21 protein-coding genes and 2 pseudogenes are annotated in these 21,899 nt (G+C 65.1%); 10 read left to right on the plus strand and 13 right to left on the minus strand.

The window, feature by feature from the left end; all coding sequences use genetic code 11:
• Positions 1-169: 169 nt before the first annotated feature.
• Entirely contained in the window at positions 170-430 is a 261-nt protein-coding gene (locus A5702_RS05025; protein ID WP_068218748.1) for a hypothetical protein, read from the minus strand.
• Between the two features lie 189 nt (positions 431-619).
• Here A5702_RS05025 and A5702_RS25465 point away from each other — a divergent pair, with 189 nt between their 5' ends.
• From A5702_RS25465 to A5702_RS05040, 4 genes and pseudogenes are all read left to right on the plus strand, one after another.
• A complete protein-coding gene (locus tag A5702_RS25465) occupies positions 620-1,318 on the plus strand; it encodes an O-methyltransferase (protein WP_082955956.1) in 699 nt (232 codons plus the stop codon).
• Between the two features lie 1,731 nt (positions 1,319-3,049).
• Positions 3,050-5,485 (plus strand): FAD-dependent oxidoreductase, encoded by a 2,436-nt coding sequence (locus A5702_RS26620; RefSeq protein WP_082955952.1) that lies wholly within the window; start codon positions 3,050-3,052, stop codon positions 5,483-5,485.
• An 81-nt stretch (positions 5,486-5,566) separates the two neighbouring features.
• Positions 5,567-5,851 (plus strand): annotated as a pseudogene (locus tag A5702_RS25470) (alpha/beta fold hydrolase); the annotation flags it as partial.
• A gap of 273 nt (positions 5,852-6,124) precedes the next feature.
• Positions 6,125-6,355 (plus strand): DUF6400 family protein, encoded by a 231-nt coding sequence (locus A5702_RS05040; RefSeq protein ID WP_055404847.1) that lies wholly within the window; start codon positions 6,125-6,127, stop codon positions 6,353-6,355.
• A 213-nt stretch (positions 6,356-6,568) separates the two neighbouring features.
• Here the strand turns inward: A5702_RS05040 and A5702_RS05045 are convergent, their stop codons facing one another.
• On the minus strand, positions 6,569-6,994 hold the full coding sequence (locus A5702_RS05045) for a DUF4189 domain-containing protein (RefSeq protein ID WP_055404848.1): 426 nt from the start codon (positions 6,992-6,994) through the stop codon (positions 6,569-6,571).
• A gap of 190 nt (positions 6,995-7,184) precedes the next feature.
• Here A5702_RS05045 and A5702_RS05050 point away from each other — a divergent pair, with 190 nt between their 5' ends.
• A complete protein-coding gene (locus A5702_RS05050; RefSeq protein ID WP_068218756.1) occupies positions 7,185-8,084 on the plus strand; it encodes an alpha/beta fold hydrolase in 900 nt (299 codons plus the stop codon).
• Here the strand turns inward: A5702_RS05050 and A5702_RS26625 are convergent.
• Genes A5702_RS26625 through A5702_RS27135 form a run of 3 tightly spaced genes read right to left on the minus strand, consistent with a single transcriptional unit; the run spans position 8,081 to position 9,116 of the window.
• Positions 8,081-8,233 (minus strand): hypothetical protein, encoded by a 153-nt coding sequence (locus A5702_RS26625; RefSeq protein WP_197281307.1) that lies wholly within the window; start codon positions 8,231-8,233, stop codon positions 8,081-8,083. The two genes, A5702_RS05050 and A5702_RS26625, sit on opposite strands and share 4 nt — an antisense overlap.
• Before the next feature lie 14 nt (positions 8,234-8,247).
• Positions 8,248-8,925 (minus strand): DUF2510 domain-containing protein, encoded by a 678-nt coding sequence (locus A5702_RS05055; protein ID WP_055404850.1) that lies wholly within the window; start codon positions 8,923-8,925, stop codon positions 8,248-8,250.
• A gap of 56 nt (positions 8,926-8,981) precedes the next feature.
• Positions 8,982-9,116 (minus strand): hypothetical protein, encoded by a 135-nt coding sequence (locus tag A5702_RS27135; RefSeq protein WP_255378662.1) that lies wholly within the window; start codon positions 9,114-9,116, stop codon positions 8,982-8,984.
• Between the two features lie 130 nt (positions 9,117-9,246).
• Between A5702_RS27135 and A5702_RS05060 the strand changes: the two genes are divergently transcribed.
• From A5702_RS05060 to A5702_RS05070, 3 genes are all read left to right on the plus strand, one after another.
• Positions 9,247-9,543 (plus strand): hypothetical protein, encoded by a 297-nt coding sequence (locus A5702_RS05060; protein WP_068218759.1) that lies wholly within the window; start codon positions 9,247-9,249, stop codon positions 9,541-9,543.
• Positions 9,544-9,592: 49 nt separating this feature from the next.
• The gene (locus tag A5702_RS05065) at positions 9,593-10,339 is read left to right on the plus strand and encodes a cutinase family protein (RefSeq protein WP_068218762.1); all 747 of its coding nucleotides are present in this window, start codon (positions 9,593-9,595) and stop codon (positions 10,337-10,339) included.
• 76 nt (positions 10,340-10,415) lie between these two features.
• Complete coding sequence (locus A5702_RS05070) at positions 10,416-11,246, plus strand: isocitrate lyase/phosphoenolpyruvate mutase family protein (protein ID WP_197506503.1); 831 nt, start codon at positions 10,416-10,418, stop codon at positions 11,244-11,246.
• Here A5702_RS05070 and A5702_RS05075 read toward each other — a convergent pair.
• From A5702_RS05075 to A5702_RS05110, 8 genes are all read right to left on the minus strand, one after another.
• On the minus strand, positions 11,227-11,676 hold the full coding sequence (locus A5702_RS05075) for a DUF4383 domain-containing protein (protein ID WP_055404854.1): 450 nt from the start codon (positions 11,674-11,676) through the stop codon (positions 11,227-11,229). The two genes, A5702_RS05070 and A5702_RS05075, sit on opposite strands and share 20 nt — an antisense overlap.
• Positions 11,677-11,747: 71 nt before the next feature.
• Positions 11,748-12,326, minus strand: a complete 579-nt coding sequence (locus A5702_RS05080) for a cyclic nucleotide-binding domain-containing protein (protein ID WP_068218767.1) — start codon at positions 12,324-12,326, stop codon at positions 11,748-11,750.
• 74 nt (positions 12,327-12,400) lie between these two features.
• On the minus strand, positions 12,401-13,957 hold the full coding sequence (locus tag A5702_RS05085; RefSeq protein ID WP_067823155.1) for a succinic semialdehyde dehydrogenase: 1,557 nt from the start codon (positions 13,955-13,957) through the stop codon (positions 12,401-12,403).
• A 195-nt stretch (positions 13,958-14,152) separates the two neighbouring features.
• A complete protein-coding gene (locus A5702_RS05090) occupies positions 14,153-14,620 on the minus strand; it encodes a GreA/GreB family elongation factor (protein ID WP_068218771.1) in 468 nt (155 codons plus the stop codon).
• Between the two features lie 16 nt (positions 14,621-14,636).
• Positions 14,637-15,152, minus strand: coding sequence for a GreA/GreB family elongation factor (locus A5702_RS05095; RefSeq protein WP_068218774.1), 516 nt, complete (start codon positions 15,150-15,152; stop codon positions 14,637-14,639).
• Between the two features lie 263 nt (positions 15,153-15,415).
• Positions 15,416-16,012 (minus strand): hypothetical protein, encoded by a 597-nt coding sequence (locus A5702_RS05100; RefSeq protein WP_055404860.1) that lies wholly within the window; start codon positions 16,010-16,012, stop codon positions 15,416-15,418.
• Positions 16,013-16,140: 128 nt separating this feature from the next.
• Positions 16,141-17,658 carry a CdaR family transcriptional regulator gene (locus tag A5702_RS05105; protein WP_055404861.1) on the minus strand — a complete coding sequence of 506 codons (1,518 nt, stop codon included), beginning with the start codon at positions 17,656-17,658 and terminating at the stop codon, positions 16,141-16,143.
• A gap of 81 nt (positions 17,659-17,739) precedes the next feature.
• Positions 17,740-18,510 (minus strand): GAP family protein, encoded by a 771-nt coding sequence (locus A5702_RS05110; RefSeq protein ID WP_068218777.1) that lies wholly within the window; start codon positions 18,508-18,510, stop codon positions 17,740-17,742.
• A 653-nt stretch (positions 18,511-19,163) separates the two neighbouring features.
• On the opposite strand from A5702_RS05110, the pseudogene A5702_RS26630 reads away from it, so the two are divergent.
• Both A5702_RS26630 and A5702_RS05115 read left to right on the plus strand, forming a co-directional pair.
• Positions 19,164-19,377: pseudogene (locus tag A5702_RS26630) on the plus strand (MbtH family NRPS accessory protein).
• Positions 19,378-19,429: 52 nt separating this feature from the next.
• A partial coding sequence (locus A5702_RS05115) for an amino acid adenylation domain-containing protein (protein WP_369817870.1) occupies positions 19,430-21,899 on the plus strand: 2,470 nt, incomplete at its 3' end.

The following is a 21,899-nucleotide window of genomic DNA, read 5'->3' on the forward strand; positions in this document are numbered from 1 at the left end:
CGAGGTCCAAGGCGTGCATGACGGGTGGTCATATATAGCTCGAAACGCGTCGCCCGAGGTGTGAGTGAGCGCGATCAGCTTTGCTCGGAGCTGCAACGTCCCCTACTCCATCATTTCGGAGGGCGCATTTGGGTACTATGACCGAGTTCGAGCACTTGATCGCGCTCACTCACACCTCGGGCGACGCGTTTCGAGCTATATATGACCACCCGTCATGCACGCCTTGGACCTCGGCGTCGGCATCCGGCCCCGGGCTCAAGCGGAGGTCGGGCGCCGCTTCGGGAGTCAGGTAGTCCCAGCCATCCCGGAGGCCGGCCTCCCCGAGAACTTGCGCGTCGTGTTGGCTCGCGGATGGCGCCACCAAATACTTTGCCAGCTCTTCGTCGGGGATGTTGTACACGTTGTTGTCGTTGCCTCGGATGATCGCCATTTCTTCTCCCAACGATTGCGCGGACGAAGTGGCAGTGTAGTCCACTACCCGACGCAGATCCGTCGTTTTGACAAAGCCATCCCACTTCGCAACCGCCGTTTTACCCGGAGCTCAACAGACACATCCGCACCGCACCAGTGCGCGCCACCAATCTCGCCGGTGGTGCGACTGGGTATTTCGATTATGGATATGGAAACGGAAAATACGCCTTCACGCGCAGCTAGTGTTAGGTCCGTGGATCGGGCACGAACACCGCAAGACGTAGACCGGTTTCTCGACCGCACACTGATTGGCGACGACCCAACTATGGTTGCCGTACTGGAAGCCAGCGACGATGCCGGACTACCGCGCATTGCCGTATCTCCGCAACAGGGCAAGTTTCTGTCGCTCCTAGCTAGTGCTATTCAGGCGCGCCGCATCCTTGAGATCGGCACGCTTGGCGGATTCAGCAGTATTTGGCTTGCCCGAGGTGCTGGTCCGAGAGGTCGTGTGCTTACGCTTGAGAGTGACCCAAAGTACGCCGCGGTAGCGCGACGCAACTTTGAGAGGGCTGGTGTGGCCGACCGGGTCGAGGTGTTGGTCGGCGCTGCGTTGGAATCTTTGCCGACGCTGATTGGTGATCCGTTCGATCTGATTTTTGTTGACGCCGACAGAAATAACTACGTCGAATACCTGAATTGGGCGGTCAAACTGGGACGTCCCGGGTCAATCGTTCTGGTGGACAACGTCATTGGCGGGGGACATGTCCTCACGGCTGGTGATGCTGGAGCAACTGCGGTCCGGCAGATGCTGAAGATAATAGGAGAACATCCGCGCCTGGATGGCGTATCGATTCAGACTGTCGGCGCCAAGAACTGGGACGGATTCGCCCTCGCCTTGGTCCGGTAGTAGGGGATTGGCGGCCTCGTCTTGCGCGAACTCGCGGTACGGTCTCGTCGGCGGCGACAGCCGGGCTACATCTGGCTTGTAGGTCGGACCTTCGCACGCCCTACGCGAGCGTTCGAGGGGCTGCGATTTCGCTGAGCAACACGACGGCGGCAGAACTGCCACGCCGTGACGGAGCCGAGGCGGGAGCGTCAGCCGAGAGTACGGTAAGCGCGCCAGGCGACTATCGGTCCATCGGTCGACCGAAACCTCGTGCTATTCCACAAGTTTTCTGACGCGGCCAGGCGGTCGTCGCCGCGAGTCGGGCGCGCAGTGCACGTTATGAAGCTGGTCACGCGGTCGCGATCACGTCAGAGGTGCCCGCTTGAGGGCGTCCCCGCGACCGACGAGTGACCCCCTCCAGGGCCAACTCGCGGGAATACGCCGGGTCCACGTGCAAGCCCGGGGCCGCCTACTCAGGTGATCGTGTCGGTATTGACTGCGACCTCGATCCATTGCCCTACTCCGAAATGACGCCTGACCCTGCCGTCGCTTCCGTAGTTGAGGGTAAGTACTCCGGCGGGACTTATCTGATACTCGACATCGTCGCCGTACTCATGCGCAACGGTGCCCCTGGGTGCCGGAAGAACGACTTTAAATGCCATGGACGGAGTGTAGGCGCGAGAGCTGGGCCGAAACAGGGTTTGGTAGAGAAGGTGCTGGCCTATGCAAGGTGGGTGGTGGTCGCCTAGCGACCTACCTTCAAACCCTGTTCAGATTGCTCGGGCAGTTAGCTGCAGCTTCGCCCGGTGCGGTCCGTCTGCGCCTACCTCGCAAGCCATCCCATCGGCCTCGTAACGGGGCCTTCGAAGGCCAACTCTGCAGTCACTGGCGGATAACAGCGGTTAGGGGTTGTGTCTTAGTGTCTTCAGTAATTCCGAAAGCCTCATAGACATGGCAAGCTGTGCGAAGGCATTGGCGATATCGGCGTAAGTCGCTGCTTTTACGTTGCCGGCCTTAGCCTCCGTTTTGGCCTTCCTTGCGTACAAATCGGCTTCCTTCTCGTAATCGTCAGCGCTAGGACTCGACGGCAGGGTCATCGAGTGTGCCCCCTTGATCTCGCGTTCCGACGTGCTTGTAAGCCCCGCTGATCATACCGGCAATCGGTCTGATATATCGGCTTCCGCAGTATGTCAGACTTCTAGATTCCTAGGGACTCTATACTTTGCAGATGTCGTGTTGGATACCGACTCGCGCGTCCGGCGCGCCCGGCGTGCAGCGTATTCAGATCTGCACGTCGGCGAACACCATCTATTGGGGCACAACTGCCGTGACCGCGCGGTCCGCGGGTGGTGCGCTTTGGCTCAAAACCTATGCTGGCAAGGGCTTTAACTAGATGGGCTCCGGCCTGCAGTCGAAGTTCTCTCACTCCACGGGCTGCTGATCGACGATTTCTCCCGCTGACATGTAAATACAGCGCGCCTATCGCCGCAGGCAGCCAGCAGTCACGGAAAAGTCCATCATCATCGAGGAATGCTCATCATGACTGCTCACTCCACTCGCTTCGGCCTCAACTAGGAGTCAGGGCTCGGTCCGTTCGCGCGTCATCGACACGACAAAGACTTTGAAGGATCGACCTCGCGTCCAACATTCCGGATCTATGATGCCGCTGACCGGAACCATGATTTGGCGTCTGTCATGCTTCGCAGGGACACCTAGGGCGCTGCTTTCGGACAGGTAGAGCGAGGACAAAAGGTGAACGATCAACCACCAGATCACGGAGCGCCGACAACTTCGGAAGCAGGACAACAACATGCGGATGCGAAAGGTGAACGGATCGCGATCATTGGTGGCGGTATCGCAGGGTTGTTGTGCGCTTACGTGCTCACAAAGGACGGCCACATGGTGGACTTGTTCGAGTCCTCGGACGTCCTCGGCGGAAGGATTCGGTCGTTCAGATTCAACGACGCGTTGCTGAACGAGATCGAACGCACGGCCGACAAGAACCGCAAACCAGTTAAAGACAAGGCCATCCTCGAAAGGGCTCTGCGCCCCGACTTGCTCCCGTCAGATACGACGAAAAAGCTTGCTGAACAGCAAGAGTTAGTATACACCGTGAATCCTCAAAGGCCGTTGTTATTCGACCACAAACCGGAACCGGACTCAGGTGAAGAACGAGCCGAGCCGGACGAAAAAGACGCCGCCACCGGCGTGCAAAAATATCGCTTATACACCTTAGAAGATTACGACAAACGGTTGTGGGACCATCTCGAATTCAATGCCGAATTTGGTCCGATGCGAATCGAATTGGAAGTTCAAAGGATGCTGGACTTCCTTCTGAAGCATCTCGGCATTCAACCTTCAAATGCAGGACCGCCAGAGACCGTCGGAAAGGCTCACGACCTGGTTCACATGCAGAGTTTCCCCCCGTTCTCCTCGCCAACATCCGTCGGCGATCCCGTATACGACCTGAAGCCAGAGGAAGAAGGCAAAAACCCGCTCGAGCTTCTGAAACTCGGGGTGTGCCGCGCAGTCGTGGACCTGCACTTTGATTTCGACGAGCCTCCGCTGAATCACGAGGGCAGCCTCGAGCAGCAGAAAGTCAAAGACTTCAAGAAGACACGCAAAATACTCATCAACAAGCTGAACAATGCGGCGGCAACGCAGCGGCCGGCCGACCCGGTCTTCGAATCCTGGTTACAACACCATATGCACGAAGACGACTACTGGGCGATTCAACGATACGGCCAAATCCCTGTTCTCTACGGAGCCGAAACGTACATCAGGCTCCACACGATGGGATTCTGGAACCTGATGGCCGCCTATCTCAGCCACAACGCGCTCAGCAAGGTGCGGGAGCTAGGTACGTTCTACCATCTGATACCAGAGAATCCCAACGCGGCAGAATGGCTGACCTGGTGGATGCGCCAAATTTCCATTAGCAGCCACCTTCAGGGAGTTTTCGGCGGCATGCAGTCTGTCACCGAAAAACTGGTCAGCGCTATGGGAATCCCCGACCACACCCGCGGGACTGAGGAACTCAAAAACAGCAGCAATAATTTGACAATCTACCGTGGAACCACCGTTACCGCTCTTACGAAAAAAGACGGTCAAATCGGACTCGCGCTAACTCAGGGCGAAGAACACCCCCAAGCATTCAGCCGCGTCGTCCTGGCATTGCCCACTGTCCCCGCCGAGAAGCTCATCCAGAACTCAACCCTGTGGGGTCGCAACACGCCCGAGCAGGAGAACAAGAAAAGATTCGCCGATCTCCTGCACTCGGCGCTACCCTTCCAGCTACTGAAAGCGTTTTTTGTTGTCCGTGAACGCTGGTGGGAGGAAGAGGTACGCGCCAATCCGGGCGCCACCCGCTACCCGACGCGAGAAGCGTACTTCTGGAAATCCCGCATCAAAGAGAGCCGCCGGGGCCTCATCATGCTCTACACCGACCGACCGGCCGCCGCGTTCTGGGCCAACTACGTTCCCGGCCCAACCCAAGATGACATCGACGAACTATGCCGCGCGAAGCTGAAATCCGATAAAGCTACGCCAAAAGAAGTAGCTGATGCCGATACGGAAGCCGAAGCTGTTGCGATCCTTCGTGCCCGAATAAAAAGCCGCTTCGTCGAATACGTCAACGAAAACGAAGGCCAAAAGATCGCACCCGACGACATCATCTGGTGCGGCATCATGGACTGGGGCCGAGAACCCTACGGCGCCGCGTCCCATGCATGGCGACCGAACCGCGAATACTGGAACACCCTTGCCGAACTCGCGCACTGGCATGTAAGCGTCGCCGACGACAAGGTTGCCCACCTACACGTCTGCGGCGAGGCATACTCCGACTACCATGCCTTCATCGAAGGCGCGCTGCGTTCCGCGGTCCACGTGCTCGCCCAGATCCGGGGCAAGCAAGAACTACCCCTGTTCCAGAACACAGTAGGAGAGGCAAAAAACGAGAGGCTCCTCCGCATCATCAAGAATCTCAACGCGGATCTCGACGTCGAATCCATCCGAAAAGCAATTGACGAGGACAAAGAAGCGGCCAAAGACGAAGCAAAGGACAAATCGACGTCAGAATATGATAGGGAAGCGAAGAAAACCTTAGCCGACGACGAAAAGTACGTCAAAGATTTCCTTGATTGGTCTAACAAGCTCGACCAGATCGCCCGCGATAACCGCCAAGCCTAGGTAGCTTCCCCCACCGCCGTCCACGGTAGAAGATGAGCGCGAGCCATCCTGGCGGCCGGAGGACAATGCCGCTCATGGACGCTGACTGGCCGCCGGCTAGTACTCGCCTACCTCGGCTTCGACATCTTCTACCGCGTCGAGGGCAGCGGGCCTCCGCTGCTGCTGATCCACGGTTGTCCGTTCAATTCCACTGACTGGGCGCGGATCTCGCCCACGTTCACGCAACGGTTCACCGTCATCGCACCGGACATGATCGGCATGGGATTCTCCGAGAAACCGGTTGCCTACGAGTACATAGTCAACGACCACGCGGACATACGCGAAGCGCTGCAGGCGCATCTCAACATCCATAACGCTCACATCCTGGGCACGACATCAGTGATCTACGCCGAGGTGATACCCGAACCTGGTGTGGTGATGCTCGCCGACGACATCGGACACTGGCCGCAACCAGAAGCACCCGATGCAGCGTTGGCGTAATGGTCGGCAAACGCCGCGTCGGTGCGGCCCAACAGGCAAACCGACTGCTGTCGAATGTGACGAACCTCAGCGCCCAAAAGTGACGCACGCCATAGCTTAACCAGCGCCAATTAGGCAATCCTAACCATTCGTTTGTATGACTAATGGTGGGGGAGCGCTATGGCCAACCTGGACTTTGCCTACGACCTGACGCTCGACGAGGCGCGTCGGCGCAGCGCGGTGCTCGACGCGATCGGTGACGACTGGGACCCCGTCGCCGTGCTCGCCGAGGAGCAGCAGGCCTACGACATGCTGTATTCGAATTTGGACACCGAGCAGCAGCGGATCTACGACGACCTCGTCCGCGCCGGCGTCCTGCCCGAACGGACGGTTGATCGTGTTACCGATTGATCCGACCGCCGACCGGAGCCGCCGAGCCTGGCTGCCCTGCCCGCAATGCAATCACCGCGCCAAGTGTGGTGATTGCCGCAGCACCCGAAACTGCGACACGCACTGGCAGTACCTGTTGAGCAATCGCGGCACGCTGGTGCACTTGCAGTGCTCGGATTGCGGCCATCTCTGGTCGACCGACACCCGTCGCCGCACCGCCTGACGGCGGCGCCGCTATTGCGTGGCCACGAACGAGAAATTCCCCGTCGAAATCAGGTCCGGGTCGACGACGCAGCGAGTGCCGTCCACGTTTGCCGGCCCCGACACGACCTTGGCCGCCGCCGCGGCGCCGGCGGCATTGCGGGTGGGACCCCAGCCCCCGACCAAGCCATGACCGTTGTCCGAGAGGGCCACACAGCCGCCCCTGCCCTCGGCGAGGACGTGGCAGTCGGTCGCGCCGTGCTTCTCGGCGCAATGACTGATCGCGTACGCCTCGACGTCGGCGAGGCTGGCGTGGTTGCCGCCGACGGTGACGTCGACGGAGTGGGTGGAGTCCGACCCCGCGATCACGATGAAGCCGCCGGCCTGGGCTTGTGCCGGCGCGGCCAGTCCGACGGCACAAACAGCAAGGATCACCGCGGACGCAACAGGCTTGAACACACGCTTCCTTTCACATCGTGTTCCGGCAGAAGGGGTGCCGTACTGCTAACGGTGATGGGTCGACGCCGATCAGGTTGCGTACTTAACAAAGCCTTGACACGCGCGTAGCAAATCTTCACAGTTCCGAAACGCCGCCTGTGAGACGCGGCCACCCCGACACGTTCCGGCGGGAAGAAGCATGATTACCGTCATGGACGCTGAACTGAAACGCTGGCTGGACTCCGGCGAGTACTTCGACTACCTCGGCTTCGACATCTTCTACCGCGTCGAGGGCAGCGGGCCTCCGCTGCTGCTGATCCACGGTTACCCGTTCAATTCCTTTGACTGGGCGCCGATCTGGCCAAAACTGACGCAACGGTTCACGGTCATCGCGCCGGACATGATCGGGATGGGCTTCTCCGCCAAACCGGTGACCTACCAGTACTCGGTCATCGACCATGCCGACATGCACGAGGCGCTCCTAGCGCACCTCAACATCAGCAACGCGCACATCCTGGCCCACGACATCGGCGACTCGGTGGGCCAGGAACTGTTGGCACGGCACGAGTTTGGCCAGCAAAGCTATGGCGCACTGCGCATCGACTCGATCGCCTGGCTCAATGGCGGCATGTTCATCGAGTCGTACACACCCCGGGCGGCGCAGAAGTTGATGTCGGGCACCCCGCTGGGCGACCTGTTCAGCCCCGTGCAGGGCAGCCCGCTCGCACGACGGTTGCTCGAACCGACCCTGCGCGAGATGTTCGGCCCCAACACCAAGCCGACCCCGCACATGATGGCGGTGTTCAACCAGATCCTGGACTACAACGACGGCCGCCGCGTGCTGCACAAGGTCGGTCGGTTCATCAACGATCGCCTCACGTATCGCAACCGGTGGGTGCGCGCCATGCGCGAGACCGCGGTCCCGATGCGCCTGATCGACGGGCCCATCGACCCCAACTCCGGCGCCCACATGGCGCGCCGCTACGCCGAGGTGATACCCGAACCGAATGTGGTGATGCTTGCCGACGACATCGGACACTGGCCGCAACTCGAGGCGCCCGAAGCGGTGCTGAAGCACTTCCTAGCCCACATCGACCGCCTGGAAAGCTAGCCGTGATGCGGCGGTCGCTCGTCGCGCAGCCGTCCCTCGTCCGACGCCGCGCGCATCTGCTCCTCGTCGCCGAACCGCTCCAAATCCTCGGGCGTCACGCGCGGCTGCTTCGGCGCGGCCGGTGGTGGCTGACGGGGTTCGGCGGACACGTGCCGATTATTGCTCAAGGCTGAAAGGCCGCCAGGATCGTGCCGGAATCACGAATCTCCCAAATGCTGGCCTTCGTGATGCCGTCGAAGTTGATCTTGTTCAACGTCGCCCGCGAATACGTGAGGTCGATGGCGACCTGCGTCGACGTGTTGCCGTAGGGATCGGTCATCGGAAAGGTGCCCTGCACGTTCACCGCGGACGCGTCGGGATAAGTCGTTCGTGCGTACCTGAGGATGTCGATGGTGTCCATCCGGGCACCGTCTTTGATCATCTGTTCGCTGTAGTTGTCGCGAATCGCGAATCGGGCGTCGACCACGTCGCCGTTGGGGCCGGGCGCGGTGGTGAAGGTGACCCCGTCCGGCTTCTTGGGGCCTGGCGGCGTCGACGGTGGGGCCTCGGTCGATGACGGTGGGCTCGCGGCCGCCGAACTCGGCGGGGCCGAGTCACTCTTCGCGTCGAAAACCCAACTTCTGCCGACGAGGACGAGAAGCACCAGCGCCCCCAACGTCGCCAGGGCCAGCGCCGCCTTTCCCGGGACGCCCTTTTTCGGCGGCTCGGTGGCGAACGCCCACTCGGTGGTCCAGTCGGTGCCGTCGAAGTACCGCTGCAGCCCGTGGCCCACGCCGGCGGGGTCGGGGTACCAGCCCGGCGCCGACTTCGGCGGGGGCGGCGGCACCCTTTCAGATGGCATCCACCCATTTTCGCCGTGACGGTGACATCCCGGCCACCCGCCCGGGGCCGATCTCGTCAGTCCTCGTCGTCCGGCTCGGTGAGTTCCGGCGCGTTCTCACGCGTCGCCATCCCGCCCTCGCGCCCGTGATCCGCGGGACCCGGCCGGCCGCCCCTGGGCTCGTCGTCGTCGTTCTGCGAATGCTTTCCCACCGCAACCTCCTTCGACCGAAGGACTACCCATGCCCCGCGCCGCCGACGCGATGTGAACTCACGGCGACCCCGGCGTGACGGTTCGGCGTTCGACGCGTCGGTGTGCCAGGGAAACGCTATGACTCTAGGGGTGAGCAACCAGGTGAACCTGACCCCGCAGGAAAGCTCGTTGATCGGAGAGAGTCATCCCGAGGCGCTGACGCGCATGGACGAGAAGTCGCTGAAGGATTTGCAGAGCCGGCTTCGCCAAGCACGCGAGAAGAACTTCAGCCTGCTGCGCCGTCAAGGCGCGGCCCGGGTGGAGGCCGAGGGCGCCCGCGGTTCCGCCCAGCCGGCCAACGAGAAACGCGGTGAAAAGGTGGAGATCTTCGACCAGGCTCTGGCGCGGGTCAGCGAGCGCCTTGGTGCGATGGCGGACCAGCTGTAACGGTTTAATTTCGTGGTTTAGAAGTGCCGATCACTGGGCACACAGCGCCATGATTGCGCGTCAGCTCTCCCGTTTCCTTGCTTCCGCGGTGACCGCGGTGTCGGGCGTCAGCGCTTCGGTCCTCGCTTCCGCGCTCCCGCTGGCCTTGGCCGATGCGTGTCCGGACGTCCAAGTGGTGTTCGCCCGCGGCACCGATGACCCGCCGGGCCTCGGTCCGACCGGACAGGCATTCGTCGACTCGCTGCGCCCACGCGTCGGCGCAGGTTCGTTCGACGTGTATCCGGTCAATTACCCCGCCACCCACGACTGGACGAGCGCGGGCGAGGCGGGCGTCAGAGACGCGGGCGCGCACGTCGTTTCGTTCGCCCACGACTGCCCGAACAGCAAGATGGTGCTCGGCGGCTACTCCCAGGGCGCTGCCGTCATGGGCTTCGTCACCTCGCCGGCCGTGCCGGCCGGGATCGATCCGACGAGCGTGCCCAAACCGCTGGAGCCCGAGGTGGCCAACCACATCTCGTCGGTGGTGCTCTTCGCAACGCCAAGCGAAAAGGCGATGAACTTCTTCGGCGAGCCGCCGGTCGTCATCGGCCCGCTCTACCAGGCCAAGACCATCCAGGTATGCGCGCCGGGGGACCCCATCTGCTCCGACGGGATGAATTTCGTCGCGCACGACACCTACTCGACCAACGCGGCGATGATCGACCAGGGCGTGGCCTTCGCGGCCAGTCGCCTTGGTTCCGGCGCGGGACCGGGTGCGCCGACGACGGCCGTCGGGTTCTCCGGCGCGGCCAGTTAACCCTAAACAGCACAAGGCGTTTCGCCACCATGCCGATCTAGCGGCGGCCTCCGATCGGCGCGAGCATAATCGGGTGGTGGATTCGCACGCTGCAGAGCATTTTCGCCGGCTTCATCAAGAGGGGTGTTTTCTCATCCCGAACCCGTGGGACGCCGGTTCCGCAGTCGCCCTCGCCAACCTCGGCTTCCCGGCGCTGGCCACGACCAGCGCCGGCCTGTGCTTCGCCCGCGGTCTGCCGGACACGCCGACCGCGCTTTCCGTCGACGCCGCCCTGGACAACATCGCCGAAATCGTGGCCGCGGTCAGCGTCCCCGTCAACGCCGACTTCCAGGCCGGGTACGCCGCAGAAACCGACGAGCTCGCCCACAACGTCGCGCGCTGCGTGGCCACCGGCGTAGCGGGGCTCTCCATCGAAGACGGCACGGGCGCCGCCGACAAGCCGCTCTTCGAACTCGCCGAGGCCACCGATCGCGTCCGCGCCGCGCGTGCGGCGATCGACGACTCCGGGGCCGACGCCGTGCTGACCGGCCGCGCGGAATGCTTCCTCTACGGCCACCCCGATCCGCTCGCCGAGGCCATCCGGCGCCTGCGGGCTTATGCCGAGGCGGGGGCCGAGGTGCTCTTCGCGCCGGGGATTCGTACCAAAAAGGACATCGCGACCCTCGTCGACGCCGTACGGCCCTACCCCGTCAACGTCCTGATGTCGTCCGACACGGGATTGACGGTGACCGATCTCGCGCAGGCGGGCGTGCGGCGGATCAGCGTCGGCTCGGCGTTGAGTCGCGTCGCCTGGGGCGCGTTCCTGGCGGCCGCGCGAAAGCTGATCGAGGACGGGTCCTTCGCGGGACTGGCGGGCGCCACCGGATTCGACGAGCTGAACGCGCTTTTCACCGGACGGTCGAGCTAGGGCGCCTCCGCAGATCGGCGAGCGAGTTTCGCAACCCGCCGTCCAGCCGAATCTGCACCGCGGCCACCGCGAGCATCACCCCCGCGGTCACCAGGTGCACCACCGCGTCGGTGACGTTGTTGGGGAAGGTGAAGACGACGGCGACCTGATGCGAAAAGAACGCCCAAATGCCCGGCAGCGCACCGGCTATCGCGGCCAGCAGCAGGTACAGCACCGCCCACGACTTGCGCGTCGCGAACACCAGGCCCGGAGCGAATAGGGCGAGGCCCGCGACGGCGTGCCAGCCGTTGTAGTCCATGCCGAGCAGCTGGACGGTCGGCGCGGTGGGCCCGGTCGCGAAGCTGGGATTGATGACGAGGCCGATCACCGCCTGGACGACATGAAAAGCGCAGATGATCAGCAGCCCGATCTGGGCGAAACTCCACCTCACGTGGCACCCCCTTGTGCACGGCGGGATGGGTCGAATACTACGCGCCGTAGTAGGGCAAGTGCAACGAACGGCTACGTTTTGTCGCTCCGTTCCAGCCACTGGGTGATCGCGTCTTCGAGGGCGGTCGCGACGTCCAGACCGGCGCTGTCGGCCGCCTGTTCGAACCGCTCGACCAGTTCGGTGCGCACCGAGGCGCCCAGCTTGGTGCGCGGCGGTTTCGGCTTCGGCGGCAGGTCCACCGGCACGTGCCGCGCGACGGACGCGTCGATGATTTCGCGGAGCGCCGGCAATTCGCGAAGCAGCCTGTCGAGATCGTCGCGTTCGATGCGCAACAGCTCGGCCGGTCCGGTCGTCGTCACGGTCGCCGACCGCAGCCGCCCGCGGTGCAGCGCCGATTCGCCGATCACCTCACCCGGTCCCAGCACGGCGATGCGGTCCCGCCCGGCGTACACGCCCACCTCGCCGCTGAGCAGGATGTAGGCGGAGTCCGACGGCGTCTGCTCGTGGATCAGCGGCAACGGCGCCGACGTCGCGGTGCGATGAGCCGCCCGAGCGAGACGCAGCAGATCGGCGTCCGAGAAGTTGGCGAAGGTGGCGTACTCGCGTAGCCGACGTGCGTCTTGTTCGTATTGCTTCTCGTCGGCCTTCATAGCGGTCTCCTGACGTGCGATGTGACGCTACATCGAGGAGCGTAACGCGGATTTGCGTTTACAAAAGGCCAAAGTCAGTTCCTGCCGGGAAGCTTCATCACCGTCCGCACGATCGGCAGCAGCGACTTCTGCCACAGGGTCGTCGGAATGCCAAGGGGCGGATCGAGATTGAACACGCGGGCGGTCGCGATCGTCTGCGATTCGGTGTACTTGAGCAGCCCCTCGGGACCGTGCCGGCGACCGACGCCGGACTGGCCCATCCCGCCCATGGGTGCGCTCAGGCTGCCCCAGGCAAACGCGTACCCCTCGTTGACGTTCACCGTCCCCGAACGCAGCCGGGCGGCGATCTGCTCGCCCTCCGCCGACGAACCGGCCCACACGCTGGCGTTCAGCCCGTACTCGGTGTCGTTGGCCTTCTCGACGGCCTCGTCAACGTCGGCGACGGGGTAGATGGAGACCAGCGGGCCGAACGTCTCGTTCGCGGCGCATTCCATCTCCGGCGTGACGTCGGCCAGCACCGTCGGCTCGTAGAACAGCGGCCCGATGTCGGGCCGCGCCTTGCCGCCGGCAAGCACCTTGGCGCCCTTGGCTTTCGCGTCGTCCACGTGGTCGGTCACCGTGTCCAGCTGGCCCGCGGAGATCAGGCTGCCCATGTCGACCGAGAAGTCATATCCGGTGCCCAGCTTCATGTTTCGCACGGCGTCGCCGAACTTGCGGGTGAACTCGTCGGCGATGTCCTTCTCGACGTAGATCCGCTCGATGGAGATGCACAGCTGGCCGGCGTTCGAGAAACACGCGCGGGTGGCCGCCTTGGCGGCCTTGTCGAGGTTGGCCCCGCGCGTGACGATCATCGCGTTCTTGCCGCCGAGCTCGGCCGAAAACCCGATCAGCCGGCGGCCGCAGTGCTCCGCGAGCTGCCGGCCGGTCGCGGTCGAGCCGGTGAACATCAGGTAGTCGCAGTTGTCGATGATCGCGGTGCCGACGATCGATCCCGGCCCGGGGACGATCGCGTACAGGGCGCGGGGCAGGCCGGCCCGGTACAACAACTCGGCGCACGCCAGCGCGCAATACGGGGTCTGGCTGTCCGGCTTGAGCACCACCGCATTCCCGGCCAGCAGCGCCGGCACCGAGTCGGACGCCGTCAGCGTCATCGGGTAGTTCCACGGCGAGATCACCCCGACCACGCCCTTGGGCTGGTATCCCACGGTCGTCTTGCCGATCCCCGGCAGCAGCGACTGCACGGTCCGCGGCTTGAGCAGGTCCTCGGCGACGCGCACGTAGTAGTTCGCGTTCGCCATCAGGTCGACGATCTCCTCCTGCGCCGCCCATCGGGCCTTGCCGGCCTCGGCCTGCAGCAGATCCATCAGGAAGTCGCGGTTTTCGACGACCAGGTCGCGATAGCGGGCGATGACCTCGACGCGCTCGGCGACCGGGCGGTTCGCCCAGTCGACCTGGGCCGCGCGCGCCTCGGCGAAGGCGGCTTCGACGTCCTCGGCCGTGCCGATGGGGATCGTGGTCAGTGGCTTGCCGGTGAAGACCTCGTCGATGGTCTTGGTCTGACGTGCGCTGACGTCTTTGATCGCGGCGAGGTCGCGCAGGCGGTTGAAGACCTCGGCTGACGGTGCAGGCATGTCTCGTCCTCTCGCAGAAGCAGGTGTTCTTCAACACCAGCCTATGGGCTGCGCAAGGTCGGGCGGCGGCCGCGGTTTTTGGCTACGGCGTACAACGATCACATCCGCCCGTAGGCGACCGCCGTGATGAGAAGAACGATCGCCAGAAGAAGGAACATCACCGCCACCGGGTCGATGAGCGCGAACAGCATGGCGTCAGTTGGTGCGCGCCAGGTAGACGCCGTACGGCACCGCGCTCAGCAGGGTGACCGCGAAGGCCGCGCCACTGGGCAGTGGGTAGGTGCGGCGCTCACCCGGACGCGCGCCGGCGATGGCCGAACCCAGCGGGGAATTGATCGAATACACCTCCAGATCGCCGTGCTCGGCGCCGCGCGCGCCCAGGACGAAGGTCTCGGTGTCGCCGGTGTCGTCGTAGCGGACGGTCAACACCATGCCGGGTTCGGCGACCCCGTCGTCGGGCGGGTCCTCGCCGACGACGGCGTTGACCAACAGGTCCTGAATCCGCTGCATTCGCAGTCGCCGTGCGCGCTGGACGGCGACGAAGTTGTCATCGGCGGCATCGCCGGCCGCGTTGCCGTCGCACAACTCCCGCAGGGCGGCCAGCTCGCGCCGCAGCCGTCCGTAGGCCTGCGGTGAAAGCCAGGTGGGTTGCACACTGGTCATGTCCGGGTTCCTTTCCTCAAGCGGCTGTGGCAGTCGATGTTCGTCGAGAACCATTGCGGCCCAACATGTTTGGCGACGGTGGCCGGTAGGGCACGGCCTTGAGCAACGTCACGAGCCGGCCGGCGTCGTGGGGGATCGCATAGATGCGTTGTTCGCCGGGGCGGGCACCGGCGATGCAGCGGCCCAGGGGCGATGTCATCGAGTAGACCTTGATGTCGGCGTCTTCGGCGCCCCGCCTGCCGAGCAGCAGGGTTTCCGTTTCACCGCTGGCGTCGTCGCGGATGGTCAACACCATGCCCGGCCCCGCGATCCTCTCGGCCGCGGGGTCGTCGCGGACGGCCGCCGACTTGAGCAGATCCTCGATCTCGCGGATGCGTCGTTGCCGAGCCGCCGGGCGGGCGCCGCGGCTGGCGCCGTAATCCATGGCGTCGTCGGGAACTTCGATGCTGCGCAGCGAGCGCAGCGCGCCCAGTTCGTCCTGCAGGCGTCGCCGGTGCTGTGGTGTTATGTACACGGGTGCGAAGTTGGTCATCGCGTTATTTCCTTTCCTAAGTAGGGGTGTCGTCAGGGGCGGGCCGACGGGTGGCTGCCGTCCCTGACGACGCGGAGCCCTGTTGAGGGGCAAGGCCTCTTGGGATACGTTGTCCGCCAGGGAAATTCATCGGGTTCCCGAGCTACCAATTTCCATAGTGCCTACTCCGGCGTCGGGCCGCTTGCCCGAACAGGACAAGGGAAAGGTTGGTGATTGTGCCGAGCCGACAACGCCACTTCGCCGGTGCCCGAGCGGCCGCTAATTCACGGTTGCCCGACGAGGCCGTTGAAGTCGTGTTGCCATTTGGCGTGCCGGGCTCGATCGAGGGCGTGGCGGGCGGCGCCGAACGCAGCGGCCGCCGACAGGCTGACGGCACCCCAGATCGCCAGGGTGATCGTGACCGCCTCGGCGCGGGGAGACATCATCGGTCGGCTCACCGGCGAACCCCGGCCGTCGACCCAGAGCTCGAACTCATCGCCGACCCTGGCCCCGAGCGGTGCGGCGACGTCACCGGTGCGTGGGGCACCGGCGAAATCCCATTGGGCGGGCACCGTGACCGTCGGGCTGTCCAGGTTGGTACGGGGATGGCTATCCCCGACGACCGTCGCGATCACCGGGCGGCGAGTCTGGACCTGCTCGGCGTAGACGCGGCTTCGCGACTCATGAACCGCGGTGCCGACGGCAGCGGCGATCGGCACGGTAAGCAGCGACACCGCGACGGCCAGCACCAAGAGCAGCGCCTCCAGCCGGTCGCTTGCCCGGATCAGCGGGTTCCGGCTGAACAGCCGCGCCACCAGCCGTCGCGGCAGCGGCAGGGTGAACGTCTCCAGCGCGGTGCGGTCGTGGGTCGGGCGGGTCATCGGATGTCCTATCGAGGGATCGGCACCGGCCATGATCTGGCCACCTCAATCGTCGCGTGGGTGCGTGCCGCAAAGCTTGCCGAAGCCCGACAATGGCGCCGTGGCGCATTGTCGGATCTCGACAGCGTTCAGCCGATGTCGGTGGCCGCGAGTTCGATCATCATGGCCAGCCGCTTCCGGGCGTCATCCAATGGGAGGTTGGTGATTTCGGCCATCTTGCGCAACCGGTAGCGCACGGTGTTCTCGTGTACGCCGAGCCGCGCACCGGCTTCGGCCGGGTCGCCCTGGGCCTCCAGCCACGCCCGGAGCGTGGCGAGATAGTCGGTTCCGTGGGCGCTGTCGTGGCGGCCCAGCTCGACCACCGGTCCACGGGTCGGGGACCGGCCGGCCCGCGCCGCGGTGCGCAACCGCTGCAGCAGGATGTCGTCCCACGACTCGTCGTAGGCGGGAGGGGCGGAGCCTGGCGACGCCTCATGCAACGCCAGGCATTCGTCGGCCTCCTGGCGGGCGGCGGTCAGATCGGCCACCTCGGCAGTGCCGCTGATGCCGGCCAACACGCTCACCTGCTCGGGCAGCGCCGCCTTCAGACCGGTCACCCAACGCCGCGCCGTCGCGGCGTCCTCGCCGGGAAGCACCGTGTAGATGGTGTTGCCCGCCAAGGCGCTCCGACCCGGCCGCGACCAGCCGAAACCCGTGGTGGCACGCTCGAACGCCAACAGCAGGGCGGCGTCGCGTTCGGCTCCGACGGAGGCCTGCAGCGCGATCACTCGCAAGCCGCTCTGCGGCAGGCCGAGCTTGCTTGCGGCCGTGGCGGAATCGGCGCTGCCGTCCAGTAGCCGGATCACCAGCTCGGATTCCACCTGACGTTCGAGGTCGGCGCTGGCCTGGGACCGCAGCAGGTGCAGGGCGACGGTGTGGGCTCCCTCGGCCAAGGCGCCGCGCGCCGACTCGTCCAGCGGCTCCGAGCACCCCACCCACACCGAACCCATCAGTTCTCGGCCGGAGCGCACCGCCACGACCATCCGCCCGGTCACGCCGTGTTCCGCATCGCCCTCGACGAAGAGCGGCTCGTCCGAGCTCGCCAGATGCGCGAAGACGCCACCGGCTTCGAAGAATGCGCGCAGCCGGTCCGGAGTCTGCCGGTCCAGGATGGTCTCGACCCGCGCCGGGTCGGCGTGTTGCTGCAGCCGTGAATACGCGAGCACACGCAGCAGCCGATCTTGGATGACGACGGCGCTGCCGATCGCGTCCGCCAAGCTGTCGGCCAGCGCGAACAGGTCCGTCGGGCCACGACCGGCCGCCGTCTCACGGCCCTCGAGCACCAGCCCGTAGATGACCCCGGCGATCTCGCTCCACGACAGCGTCTCGTCGACCAGCATCACCGCGCCGACCCCGGCGTCCGCGTCGAACGTCATCGGCTCGGCGTGATCGCGCGTCAGCAGCACGACCGCGTGAGCCGACGCCGCCCAGCGGATGCCGTCGCCGAGCGAGTCGGCGCCGATCGCCAGCAGAACGTCACCGACGACCACCCGATCGCCCTCGTGAATGGCCACGCTGCGCAGCTCGGTCGACCTGGGCGCCGAAGACCAGACCAAGCGCACCCCGTAACCACCCAGCACGTTGACCAAGCGGTCCAAAGTGATCACGAGCGCTCCCAACGCGGCCGGCAAGACGCAGATGCATTTGTATCGTCCCGCGTTCACGAGCGGCAGGCGATTGCCGAATGCTCAAAGAATGTGCATGCCCTGGGCCAGCTGCGAGACCCCGACCAGCGTGAAGACGGTGACCAGGATCTGCCGGTGATAAGCGCGCACCCAGTCGTGCAGTTGCCGCAGCAGGGCCTGGGTTCGCACCGGCGCGGCCAGGTACCCCACCAGGATCACCTCGACGACGGAATACATCAGCAGCACGAACGCTATGGAGGCGCTGACCTGCGTCGCGATCGCGGCCCTGGACGCCACGATGATCGCGAGGATGAACAGCACCCCGTCGACCGGCACCGACGCCAGCCCGATCACCCACGCGATCCACAGCGATCCCTTGTCCCAGGCGCGGTGGGCCCGGTGCAGCAGGCGCCGGATCCCCGAACCGTCCTCGGCCGAGACGTCCCCTGCCCGGCTCAGGAATCGCGGCATTGCTGGCGGCGTGTTCGAGGAGTCGTCACCCGACGTCCGCGCCTCCGCACGCTGACGCGTCGAGTACCGCACGGCCATCAGCGCGGCGATCGCGAGCCCGAGCACGCCGAGGCCGATCTGGATGTGCGGAAGGGTGGAGCTCGTGGCCTTGGCTGCGCCGTGTCCGGACGAGCCCAGGATCGACGTGAAGTTGAGCAGGATCAGCGGCGCGAACAGCTCGGGCAGGCACACCGTGAGGCCGCCGACCCAGTAGGCGAGCAGGTTCGGACCCGGCCGCGGTCGGGAGATCATCAGGAGAGCCAGACCGAGACGCACCGGATTCAGCGCCGCCAGAACTCCTAAGCCCAGCACCGACCCCCACATTGCCGCAGCTTTACCCGCGCCCCGCGCGGACTAAACAGGCGTCTGGGCGGCCGGGTGCGGCGGCGCCGGCGAATCCCGCTTCGAGGCAACACTTCTCGCACCCGTGAACTCTTCGCCAACCCGGTGTGAACGGCGCCGCTCGTAGGTCGTGAAGAAGGTCACAACAACGCGTTACCTTGCGCGGAGACGACGTAGCCGGCGCCGGGATCCACGGGTCCGTCGGGGCCCGAGGCGCGGGGTGGCTTTCGTCCGTCGCCCGACCCCGGTCGCTGCGGCAGCAACGCCCGCCGGGCCCGGCTCAGCCACCGAGCCGATCCCGCTGCGGCAACGGGATTTCGGCCGCGCATCGTGGGAAAAGACGCAGCCGCAAATCCCGCGCCGCGACTCCAGCAACGGATCCCATCGCCGTGTCGGCAAACGACCACCGGCCCGATCGGCGATTCTGAACCCCTTCGCGCGAATCTCTTATGTACGAACGAGATTCACAGGTTTGGCGCTCGATACCGCGGGGTACCCGGCGAGCCGTGGAGCGCGATGATCACATCACGACGGAGATCTCCGCGGGTCGACATTCTGGTCGAAACTAACGGCCAATCTTGATGCGCTGCATGCGGTTTCGTGCCGCGCGCCATTCGCATCTTCGGTGTAGGAGGTTGTCCGGTGCGGCTTTCGACGATGACCGCGACAAATTTTTCGCGTCGGTCAATAATGACGAGCGGCACAGCCTCCACCCAGCATCAGCCAATATCCTGCCGGGTGGACCCCGGCGCCGTGGCCCGCTCGGCGTGTCTCGCCTACATCGAACAGAACTGGCCGGATATTCGTCCTAAGAGCATGCGCAAGGCGCTGCCCGCTCCTAGTTTGTGATGTATAGACCGCCTAGGTATGAAGGACCGGGTAAGGCTTTGGGGGGAAATTGGTGGAACTTGGTGACCGCGCACTTCCGCTGACGCGGGCGCAGCTGGACATCTGGCTGGCGCAGCAGACGGGTCACTTCGATGTCGCGTGGCAGCTTGGCGTGCTGGTGCGGATCGAGGGCGCGATCGACCGGACCCTGCTCGAGCAGGCGATGCGCCACGTGGTGGGGGAGGCCGAAAGCCTGCGGGCCTCCTTCTTCGAGGTAGACGGCGAGGTCTTCCAGAGGGCCGTTGAAAACCCGGATGTCGATCTGGACTTCTACGACCTGACCGGATCCCCGGATCCCGAGCGCGACGCCCGCGAGATGGCCTCGTCCATCCAGCGCACCCCCATGTCGCTCGCCGGCCCGATGATCACCTTCCACCTGTTCAAGACCGGGCCCGCCGAGTACTACTGGTTCAGCCGCTGCCATCACATAGCGATGGACGGCTTGGGCATCGCCTTGATCGGCCGCCGGATCGCGGCCGTCTACTCCGCCCTTGCCTCCGGGTCGCCTATTTCTCCCGCCTTCTTCGGCTCGTTGCGCGACCTGGTCAGCAGCGAGTTGGAGTACGCGGCGTCCGCGGATTACGTTGGCGATCAGGAGTATTGGGCCGAGCATCTTCCTTTGGCCAGCGAATCGGACTATCGGCTGACCGACGCCCCCAGTGGGCGCGATCCCTACGCCCCCTCGGTGCCGGTCCAATTGGACTCGTCGGTCGTCGATGTCATCAAGCGGTTGTCCAAGGCGTTGGGCATCCGCCGATCGTCGGTCCTCACCGCCGCCTGCGCGCTCCTGGTGCGCGCCTTGCGCGCCGACAACTCGGACGAAGTGGTGCTCGACTTCCCGGTGAGCCGCCGGATGGACCCGGCGTCCAAGACGCATCCCGGCATGCTCGCCGGGGTGGTGCCCCTGGTCCTGAACGCACCGCCGACGGCCACGGTCGCCGACTTTCTTCGGCAGGTCGACACCCGGTCGCGAGAGGCGATGCGGCACCAGCGGTTCCCCGTGCACATGCTCGGTGGCGACGGCGGCTTCCGCGGCGCACCCCAGACGTCCAATCGGGTGGTGGTCAACTTCGTTCCCGCCCGGATGACCCTGAGCCTCGGCGGCGTCCCGGCGACTGCGACCTACACCACCTTCGGCCCGATTGGCCACTTCGGGCTGTTCTTCCTCGGATTCGGCGACCAGCAACTCCTCAGCACAGTCGGTGTCGGACAACCATTTTCGAACTTCGACGCCACGGACCTGGTGGCGCGGCTGCAGCGGTTGTTGATCGCGATGGCGGACGACCCGGCGCGGGTGTTGTCGTCGGTCGATGTGGTCGGTGACGTTGAGCGTGCCGGTTTGGGTGCGTGCGGTAATTGGGGGGTCTTGGCGGCGCCGGTGGGGGCGGGGGTGTCGGTTCCCGCGGTGTTTGCCGCACGGGTGGCGGCGGCGCCGGGTGCGGTGGCGGTGTCGGGTGCGGGTGTGTCGGTTACCTATGGCGAGCTGGATGCGGTCTCGACGCGGTTGGCGCGGTTTTTGGTGGCGCGGGGTGTGGGTCCGCGGTCCACGGTGGGGGTGCTGTTGTCGCGGTCCGTGGAGGCGGTCGCGGCGATGTTGGCGGTGTTGAAGGCCGGGGCGGCGTATGTGCCGATGGATCCGGGGTCCCCGGATGCGCGGATCGGGTTCATGCTCGCTGATGCGCGACCGGTGGCGGTGTTGACGACGGCGCAGTGGGCTGGGCGGCTCGCCCACCACGGGGTGGCCGTGATCGACGTGGATGATCCCGACGTTGATGGCGCGCCGGAGATGGTTTTGCCGGAGCCGGATGCCGATGGTGTGGCGTATGTGATCTACACGTCGGGGACTACGGGTGTGCCCAAAGGTGTCGGGGTGAGCCATCGCAACGTGACGGCGTTGATCGGCTCGTTGGATGCGGGGTTGCCGGCGCCGGGGGTGTGGTCGCACGCGCATTCGTTGGCCTTCGATGTTTCGGTGTGGGAGATTTTCGCCCCGTTGTTGCGTGGGGGCCGAGTGGTCATCGTGGAGGAGGACACCGCGCGCGCCCCCGAGGAGCTGCGCGAGGTCCTGGCCGCTGAGGGCGTGACGGTGTTGACGCAGACGCCGTCGGCGGTGGCGATGCTGGATCCGGCCGGCCTGGACGGGGTGGCGCTGGTGTTGGCCGGGGAGGCCTGCCCACCGGAGGTGGTGGATCGCTGGGCGCCGGGTCGGGTGGTGGTCAATGCCTATGGGCCGACCGAGACCACGATGTGTGTGGCGATCAGCGCCCCGTTGACGGCGGGGTCGGGGGTGCCGCCGATTGGGCTGCCGGTGACCGGGGCGGCGCTGTTTGTGCTGGATGGCTGGTTGCGTCCGGTGCCGGCGGGGGTGGTCGGTGAACTCTATGTGGCCGGTTCCGGGGTCGGCGTCGGCTATCTGGGCCGGGCGGGGTTGACCGGGGCGCGGTTTGTGGCGTGTCCGTTCGGCGGGGTCGGCGCGCGGATGT

The organism is Mycobacterium sp. E3339, assembly GCF_001666915.1.
Classification (GTDB): domain Bacteria; phylum Actinomycetota; class Actinomycetes; order Mycobacteriales; family Mycobacteriaceae; genus Mycobacterium.

Coding starts and splice junctions, on each gene's coding strand:
- A5702_RS05025 (WP_068218748.1), bottom strand. CDS start 430: ATGGCGATCATCCGAGGCAACGACAACAACGTGTACAACATCCCCGAC.
- A5702_RS25465 (WP_082955956.1), top strand. CDS start 620: ATGGAAACGGAAAATACGCCTTCACGCGCAGCTAGTGTTAGGTCCGTG.
- A5702_RS05040 (WP_055404847.1), top strand. CDS start 6,125: ATGGCCAACCTGGACTTTGCCTACGACCTGACGCTCGACGAGGCGCGT.
- A5702_RS05050 (WP_068218756.1), top strand. CDS start 7,185: ATGGACGCTGAACTGAAACGCTGGCTGGACTCCGGCGAGTACTTCGAC.
- A5702_RS05055 (WP_055404850.1), bottom strand. CDS start 8,925: ATGCCATCTGAAAGGGTGCCGCCGCCCCCGCCGAAGTCGGCGCCGGGC.
- A5702_RS05065 (WP_068218762.1), top strand. CDS start 9,593: ATGATTGCGCGTCAGCTCTCCCGTTTCCTTGCTTCCGCGGTGACCGCG.
- A5702_RS05080 (WP_068218767.1), bottom strand. CDS start 12,326: ATGAAGGCCGACGAGAAGCAATACGAACAAGACGCACGTCGGCTACGC.
- A5702_RS05085 (WP_067823155.1), bottom strand. CDS start 13,957: ATGCCTGCACCGTCAGCCGAGGTCTTCAACCGCCTGCGCGACCTCGCC.
- A5702_RS05090 (WP_068218771.1), bottom strand. CDS start 14,620: ATGACCAGTGTGCAACCCACCTGGCTTTCACCGCAGGCCTACGGACGG.
- A5702_RS05095 (WP_068218774.1), bottom strand. CDS start 15,152: ATGACCAACTTCGCACCCGTGTACATAACACCACAGCACCGGCGACGC.
- A5702_RS05100 (WP_055404860.1), bottom strand. CDS start 16,012: ATGACCCGCCCGACCCACGACCGCACCGCGCTGGAGACGTTCACCCTG.
- A5702_RS05110 (WP_068218777.1), bottom strand. CDS start 18,510: ATGTGGGGGTCGGTGCTGGGCTTAGGAGTTCTGGCGGCGCTGAATCCG.